We start from the raw sequence: 7,881 nt of genomic DNA on the forward strand, positions 1-7,881 counted from the left end.
ATTACCCTAGTAGGTAATAGCTGACTAAAAATGTTGACACACAAGCTTTTAAATACTTAGTAAAGAAGGAGATATTATGAAGGTTTCAACTGCTATTATAAGGTGTTTGGAAAAGGAAGAAATAGATATCGTTTTTGGTTATCCTGGTGGAGCAGTAGTTCCAATTTATGAAGAATTAAGAAATTCTAATATTAAGCATATTTTAGTTAGACAAGAGCAAGCAGCAGCCCATGCGGCAAGTGGCTTTGCCAGAACCAGCGGTAAAACTGGTGTATGCATAGCTACTTCTGGCCCTGGAGCCACAAATTTGATTACTGGCATTGCAACTGCATACATGGACTCTATACCTCTTGTAGTAATAACGGGACAAGTAAACTCAACAGCAATAGGTAGAGATGTTTTTCAAGAAGCAGATATAGTAGGGGCAACGGAACCCTTTACTAAACATAATTATCTTGTAAAGGACCCCAATAGAATTCCAGAGATATTTAAAGAAGCCTTTTATATAGCTTCTACTGGTAGACCTGGTCCAGTACTAATAGATATTCCATTAGATATACAGAAGGAAACTATATCCTTTTCTTATCCAGATAGGGTTAATATAGCTGGATACAAGCCTACCTATATAGGTCACACTGGTCAAATAAAGAGGGCAATAAAAAAACTAAAAAGCAGTAAAAGACCTCTAATTTGTGCTGGTGGAGGTATATTATGCTCTAAAGCATCTAAAGAGCTTAAAATTTTTTCTGAAAAAGCAAGGATACCTGTTGTACATACTTTGATGGGTATTGGTGCACTTCCCTCGGACTCAAATTATTATGTTGGAATGGTAGGTTCCCATGGTCACTCATTTTCAAATAAGGTGGTAGATAAAGCAGATTTACTAATAATTATAGGTGCTAGGGTAGGTGACCGTGCTACAGCTGATTTTAAACTTATAAATAAAAATACTGATATAATTCATATTGATATTGACCCTGCTGAGGTAGGTAAAAATATAGACACTAATATTCCCGTTGTTGGTGATGCAAAGAATATTTTAAGTCAATTTATAGAAAAAGTAGAACCCCTTGATACCGATGATTGGATGGAAATCATTAATTCATACAAAAAAAATTCAATGGCTCAATACAACGGTAAAGATACTTTTATCAATCCAAGGGAAGCATTAAAAACATTGTCCAGTCTAGCTGATAGTGACACTATATTTACAGCCGATGTAGGTCAAAATCAAATCTGGGCTGCTAGAAACTTGGAAATAAATGACGAAAGAAAGTTCTTTACCTCTGGCGGTTTAGGAACTATGGGATACAGCTTACCTGCAGCTATAGGCGCTAAACTAGCAGCTCCTGATAAAAAAGTTGTGTGTATATTAGGCGATGGTAGCCTTCAAATGTCATTGGGGGAATTGGCAACTTTATGTGAAATAGATCAAAATATTACTATATTGCTTTTTAACAACAATAGGCTGGGCATGGTAAGGGAGCTTCAAGATAACCTGATAGGAAAGGGTAAATATTTTGGAATAGACTTTACTGCTAACCCAGATTTTATGAAGATAGCTGATGCCTATGGTTTAAAAGGTATGAGAATAACTTCAAATGATAAGCTTAAAACTGCTTTTAAGACTGCTTTAAATAGCAATAACAGCTATATTATTGAATGTATGGTTGATCCAAGTATCTTTAGCACCTTATAGTAAAGGAGGGGTTTATATTAATAAGCATGTATTATCGGTTCTAGTGGAAAATCACTCTGGTGTTCTAAGTAGGATTGCAGGTCTTTTTAGCCGTAGAGGCTATAATATTGATAGCCTTTCTGTAGGCGTTACTGAAAATCCTGAAATTTCTCGTATGACTATAACAGTTACTGGCGATGATTATATACTTGAACAAATAAAAAAACAATTGAATAAACTTATAAATGTTATAAAGGTTGTTGAGTTGAAACCAGAAAAATCTGTGTATAGGGACCTTGTACTAATTAAGGTTAGAGCAGATTCAAAGGATCGATCAGCTATTCACGAAACCGTTAATATTTTTAGAGCCAATATAATCGATGTTTCTACCGATACCTTAACCATTGAATTAACTGGTGATGCTGGAAAAATATCGGCCTTTGTTGATGTCATGAAACCCTATGGAATAATTGAATTAGTACGCACTGGCTTTGCAGGTATGCAAAGAGGCAGCATGCAAATTAATGATTAGTGTTACATTTTTTTATATATTCAAAATTTTTTCTTGTTTTTTAAATTTTAGAATTATTTGTTGACATTTGAGAATACCCTTGTTATAATTTTGGATAATTATTAAATAGTTCTTATATATAAACGCTATGACGGAGACGGTATTTTATAATACGTAGTTTTAGAGAGTCGGTGGTTGCTGCAAACCGATACTACCTATAAAATATATATCACTCCCGAGCTGTGTCCTTGAAAAGTATTAGTAAAGGATGACGACTAGCCCCGTTAAAGGCTTAGGTTTGTTAGAACCGAACAAAGAGGTATCTATAGATACATATTTAGATACAATTAAGGTGGTACCACGGGTATATGCTCGTCCTTGAAGTTTTTTCAAGGACGTTTTTTATTTTAAACTAGTCCATTGTGATAATTTCTATGGTAAAGGTTTTAATATTTGGAGAAATTGCATAATACATTTAAAGAATTTAAGGGTACAAAATGCAGTAGAGAGAGTCAAGAAAGCTATCTACATATTGTATTTCAAAATTATTAGTGTTAATTATGCAAATTTCTTATTTAAATATTTTGGAAGGAGGTTTAAATGTGGATAATAAAATAAAAATATTTGATTCAACCCTAAGGGATGGTGCCCAGGGAGAAGGGATTTCTTTCTCTGTTACAGATAAATTAAAAATTGTTACTGCCCTAGATAATCTAGGTGTAGCTTATATCGAAGCAGGTAATCCAGGATCAAATATAAAGGATTTGAGATTCTTTCAAGAGCTAAAATCTATAAAGCTAAAGAATTCTAAAATAGTTTCCTTTGGCAGTACACGAAGAAAAAACATATCGGTAGAAGAAGATAACAACATAGCTTCATTGTTGGAAGCTGGAACATCTGCTATGGCAATTTTTGGTAAAACATGGGATTTTCATGTGACGGATATTATTAAAACTAGCTTAGATGAAAACCTAAGAATGATTTATGATACTATCTTGTATCTAAAAGAAAAGGGAAAAGAAGTAATATTTGATGCAGAGCATTTTTTTGACGGCTATAAGGCTAATCCAAAGTATGCTTTGAAAACACTGGATACTGCTATGGCTGCTGGAACAGATACCATCGTTTTATGTGATACCAATGGAGGAACCTTCCCAGATGAAATATATGAAATCACAAAAAAAATATGCAGTTCCTTCAATGTTGAAATAGGTATACATTGTCATAATGATTGTGGAATGGCAGTAGCTAATTCTATCATGGCTGTAAAATCTGGAGCTACCCATGTTCAAGGAACTTATATCGGAATTGGTGAAAGATGTGGTAATGCCAATCTTTCTACTATAATTCCAAACCTGCAGCTAAAGATGAATCTTAATTGTATACCAGAAGATCAAATAAGAAATCTTTCCTCTACAGCAAGGTATATTACAGAAATAAGTAATTTACAACCCCAACACAATATGCCCTATGTAGGGAAAGGTGCATTTGCACATAAGGGTGGAATGCATATTGACGGTGTATCGAAGGCGTCAAGCTCCTTTGAACATATTTCGCCTGAACTTGTTGGAAATAAAAGAAGATTTTTGATGTCTGAGGTTTCTGGTAAAAGCACTGTTCTCCCCCTTATAAAAAAGGTTGATAAAAATATTTCTAAAAATTCTCCAAAGGCTCAAAAAATTATAGATAAACTCAAAGAATTAGAGCATATGGGCTATCAATATGAAGGTGCAGAAGCTTCATTTGAGCTAGTAATACGAAAGCAGCTTGGTAAGTATATATCTCCATTTAAAATAGACTATTTTAAAACTATTGGAGAACATTCCATTATCGGCCAAGATTTTACTGCTTCTAGCATTATTAAGGTTATTGTAGATGGAAAGGAAGAAATTACTGCAGAACAGGGAAATGGACCAGTAAACGCTTTAAATAAATCTCTAAGAAAAGCTTTAGAAGTCTTTTATCCAGAGTTAAAGGAAGTTTATCTGACTGACTATAAGGTTAGGGTTTTAGATGCCGAAAATGCTACATCGGCGAAGGTAAGAGTTCTGATAGAATCTACTGATGGTAAAGAATCATGGACCACTGTAGGTGTTTCCACTGATATTATCGAGGCAAGCCTAATTGCTTTAAGGGATTCTATTGAATATAAATTGATTAAGTAAAGAATAAACAATCATAAGATTAAATAAAGGAGGCCACTTATATGGGAATGACTATGACACAAAAAATACTGGCGTCCCATGCAGGACTTAATGAGGTAAAGCCAGGACAATTTATTGAGGCTAATCTGGATTTGGTTTTAGGTAATGATATCACAACTCCAGTTGCAGTTAATGAATTTAATAAGATGAATTTCAATGAAGTTTTTGATAAAAATAAGGTTGCTATCGTTCCAGATCACTTTACTCCAAATAAGGATATTAAGGCAGCTCAGCAGTGTAAGTGCATTAGAGAATTTGCCTATGATAAAAAAATAAAAAACTACTTTGAAATCGGTGAGATGGGTATCGAACATGCACTTATTCCAGAAAAGGGGCTTGTTGTTCCTGGTGATGTAGTAATAGGTGCAGACTCCCACACCTGTACCTATGGTGCATTGGGAGCCTTTTCTACTGGAATAGGAAGCACCGATATGGCAGCTGGCATGGCTACAGGTAAATGCTGGTTCAAGGTTCCAAGGGCATTGAAATTTGTTTTAACTGGTAAACTAAATAAATGGGTTAGCGGAAAGGATGTTATCCTTCATATCATCGGTATGATAGGTGTTGATGGTGCCCTTTATAAATCCATGGAATTTGTAGGAGATGGCTTAAAAAATCTGTCCATAGATGATAGATTCACTATTGCCAATATGGCTATAGAAGCAGGAGCTAAAAATGGTATATTCCTTGTTGATGACATCACTTTAGATTATGTTAAGGAGCATTCTACTAAAGAATACAAGGTATTTACTCCAGACGATGATGCCGAGTATGATGCTGTATATGAAATAGACCTTGGAAGTATTCGTCCCACCGTTTCCTTTCCCCATCTTCCCGATAATACCCGTACTATTGACGAGGTAGGATATGTAAAAATTCATCAGGTGGTAATTGGTTCATGTACAAATGGTCGTATAAGTGATTTAAGAGCTGCTGCCAAGATTCTAAAGGGGAAAAAGGTGGATAAGACAGTTAGAACAATAGTATTCCCTGCTACTCAAAGGATTTATCTTCAAGCCCTTAGGGAAGGTTTAATCGAAACCTTTATAGAATCTGGAGCTGTAGTTAGCACTCCTACCTGTGGTCCATGTCTTGGAGGCCATATGGGAATCCTTGCAGAGGGTGAAAGGGCAGTTGCAACCACTAATCGTAACTTTGTAGGAAGAATGGGGCATCCTAAGTCCGAGGTATACTTGGCGAGCCCTGAGGTTGCTGCAGCATCAGCTTTAACAGGTAAAATAACTAATCCAGAGGATTTAGAATAGGAGGATCAACATGAAGAAAAGAGGTAGAGTTTTTAAATTTGGTGATAATGTAGATACTGACGTTATTATTCCTGCAAGGTACTTAAATACATCGGACCCAAAGGAATTGGCAAAGCACTGCATGGAGGATATTGATGCAGAATTTGCTTTTAAGGTAAAAAAGGATGACATAATAGTTGCTGATAAAAACTTTGGATGTGGGTCTTCAAGGGAGCATGCACCTATTTCTATTAAAGCATCGGGAGTATCCTGCGTGATAGCTTCTACCTTTGCAAGGATCTTTTATAGAAACTCATTTAATATAGGGCTTCCTATTTTAGAATGTGAAGAAGCAGCAAAGGATATTGATGCTGGCGATGAAATAGAGGTTGATTTTAGCAGTGGAGAGATATTTAATTTAACTAAGAATAAAACCTACAGGGCTCAGCCCCTTCCTGAATTTATGCAGGAGATTATTAATAAGGATGGGCTTATTAATTATATCTCAAAAGACAAAGATGTCTAATGATATCTTTGTGTTTTCAGGTTTCATATTTTAGATTGCAAGCCTTTAGGTCATCGTTTTAACGTAAAATAGCTTAAACAAAACAATACTACGAAATTTATAATCATACATATAGGAGGTAGAGAATATGACTTTTAATATAGCTGTTATCCCTGGAGATGGTATTGGTCCAGAGGTTACTAAGCAGGCTCTTTTAGTTCTAGAAAAAATCGGTAAAGTATATGGTCATAGCTTCAATTTTATTGAGGCTTTAGCTGGTGGTTGTGCCTATGATCTTAAGGGCACACCATTACCTCAAGAAACTATAGATATTTGCAAGAATAGTGATTCAGTAATATTAGGAGCCGTTGGTGGTCCTAAATGGGATAATCTCCCTGGAAATCTAAGACCTGAAAAAGGGCTTTTACAAATCAGAAAAGAGCTTGGACTTTATGCAAATATACGTCCTGCAGTACTTTTCTCGCCTCTTAAGGAGGCTTGCCCCTTAAAGCCCCAGCTTATAGAAGGTGGCTTTGATATATGTGTTGTTCGTGAATTAACTGGAGGAATGTATTTTGGTGAAAAGGGACGTAAAGAAAGTGATATGGGCGAAGCCGCATATGACACTGAGCTTTACAGTGTAAAGGAAGTAGAGAGAATAGCTAAAAAAGCCTTTGAAATTGCAAGAAAAAGGGGTAGTAAGGTTACTAATATCGATAAGATGAATGTCCTTGAAAGTTCACGACTTTGGAGAGAGGTTGTAAATAAAACCCATGAAGAATATCCTGATGTTACTTTAAATCATTTATTGGTAGATAATGCTGCTATGCAGCTAATTCGTGATCCTAAGCAATTTGATGTAGTTGTAACAACAAATATGTTTGGTGACATTTTATCCGATGAAGCCAGTATGCTTACAGGCTCCATAGGAATGCTTCCATCTGCAAGTCTGGGAGAAGGAAAATTTGGGTTATATGAGCCAATTCACGGCTCTGCACCAGATATAGCTGGACAGGATAAGGCAAATCCTTTAGCAACAATTTTATCGGTGGCAATGATGCTTAGATATTCCTTTGACCTAGAAAAGGAAGCTTCATCCATAGAAGCTGCTGTTCAAAAGGTACTTACTGACGGCTATAGAACTGGCGACATTTATAACAAAGGAACAAAATTAGTTGGGACAGCGGAAATGGGAAGATTAGTGGTTAAAAATCTAAAATAAAGGAGTCAGTCGTGACGGTTCTTTTTTATTCATTTTACTCACTATATGGGTTATACTTTAAGTAAAAATAAGTCAGCTAGTCGAGTAAACGGAGCCTAACGACGGCTCTAATCCCTCACGGAACCAGACTTGAGTTTGTTTAACAATTATAAAAAACTATCTGAGATATCAAATGCTCTTCATTATACAAGCAAAAATAAATGTCGGGATTCAAAACCCCAACATTTATTTTTTTAATTTTAAATCTTCTAATTTACCATGTTCTCTCAAAAATTAAATCATCAAAGAGATTTTCATATAAATTATACCAAAATACTTCACCATGGTTTATCCCAAAACCTAGATCTAATTGGGTCGGTCTGTTTCTTCCATATATGCTTCCATCTCCCTTTCCCCATTCATCTTCCATAGTGGTGTATTCAAGGCTTTCTTCATAGTTTTTATTGCCTATTATTTCAAATACTATAAGTAGTTTATATTTTTTATAGTTTTCATGTACTAGGTCAAGGTCTTCTCC

Annotated in this window: 7 protein-coding genes and 1 other annotated feature; of the genes, 6 read left to right on the plus strand and 1 reads right to left on the minus strand. The window is 35.4% G+C overall.

The window, feature by feature from the left end; all coding sequences use genetic code 11:
* Nucleotides 1-76 precede the first annotated feature (76 nt).
* From ilvB to leuB, 6 genes are all read left to right on the plus strand, one after another.
* Nucleotides 77-1,699: a biosynthetic-type acetolactate synthase large subunit gene (gene ilvB, locus BUB36_RS02215; RefSeq protein WP_073146762.1), complete on the plus strand. Its 1,623-nt coding sequence runs from the start codon at nt 77-79 to the stop codon at nt 1,697-1,699.
* Entirely contained in the window at nt 1,671-2,210 is a 540-nt protein-coding gene (gene ilvN / locus BUB36_RS02220; protein ID WP_330390376.1) for an acetolactate synthase small subunit, read from the plus strand. The genes ilvB and ilvN overlap by 29 nt, the downstream gene beginning before the upstream one ends.
* A 118-nt stretch (nt 2,211-2,328) precedes the next feature.
* Nucleotides 2,329-2,572, plus strand: a binding site (T-box leader).
* A 219-nt stretch (nt 2,573-2,791) separates the two neighbouring features.
* The gene (gene cimA / locus BUB36_RS02225; RefSeq protein WP_330390377.1) at nt 2,792-4,354 is read left to right on the plus strand and encodes a citramalate synthase; all 1,563 of its coding nucleotides are present in this window, start codon (nt 2,792-2,794) and stop codon (nt 4,352-4,354) included.
* 41 nt (nt 4,355-4,395) lie between these two features.
* A complete protein-coding gene (leuC, locus tag BUB36_RS02230; RefSeq protein ID WP_073146764.1) occupies nt 4,396-5,658 on the plus strand; it encodes a 3-isopropylmalate dehydratase large subunit in 1,263 nt (420 codons plus the stop codon).
* A 10-nt stretch (nt 5,659-5,668) separates the two neighbouring features.
* The gene (gene leuD, locus BUB36_RS02235; RefSeq protein ID WP_073146765.1) at nt 5,669-6,163 is read left to right on the plus strand and encodes a 3-isopropylmalate dehydratase small subunit; all 495 of its coding nucleotides are present in this window, start codon (nt 5,669-5,671) and stop codon (nt 6,161-6,163) included.
* A gap of 127 nt (nt 6,164-6,290) precedes the next feature.
* Nucleotides 6,291-7,364 (plus strand): 3-isopropylmalate dehydrogenase, encoded by a 1,074-nt coding sequence (gene leuB / locus BUB36_RS02240; RefSeq protein ID WP_073146766.1) that lies wholly within the window; start codon nt 6,291-6,293, stop codon nt 7,362-7,364.
* Between the two features lie 253 nt (nt 7,365-7,617).
* On the opposite strand, the gene BUB36_RS19555 is transcribed toward leuB, so the two are convergent.
* Nucleotides 7,618-7,881 (minus strand): hypothetical protein (locus BUB36_RS19555; protein WP_165613013.1); only part of this gene is annotated, 264 nt, incomplete at its 5' end.

The organism is Paramaledivibacter caminithermalis DSM 15212, assembly GCF_900142245.1.
GTDB lineage: Bacteria > Bacillota > Clostridia > Peptostreptococcales > Caminicellaceae > Paramaledivibacter > Paramaledivibacter caminithermalis.

Excerpts from the sequence above, each read along its gene's own strand:
- ilvB (WP_073146762.1), top strand. The coding sequence starts at position 77 with ATGAAGGTTTCAACTGCTATTATAAGGTGTTTGGAAAAGGAAGAAATA.
- leuC (WP_073146764.1), top strand. The coding sequence starts at position 4,396 with ATGGGAATGACTATGACACAAAAAATACTGGCGTCCCATGCAGGACTT.
- leuD (WP_073146765.1), top strand. The coding sequence starts at position 5,669 with ATGAAGAAAAGAGGTAGAGTTTTTAAATTTGGTGATAATGTAGATACT.
- leuB (WP_073146766.1), top strand. The coding sequence starts at position 6,291 with ATGACTTTTAATATAGCTGTTATCCCTGGAGATGGTATTGGTCCAGAG.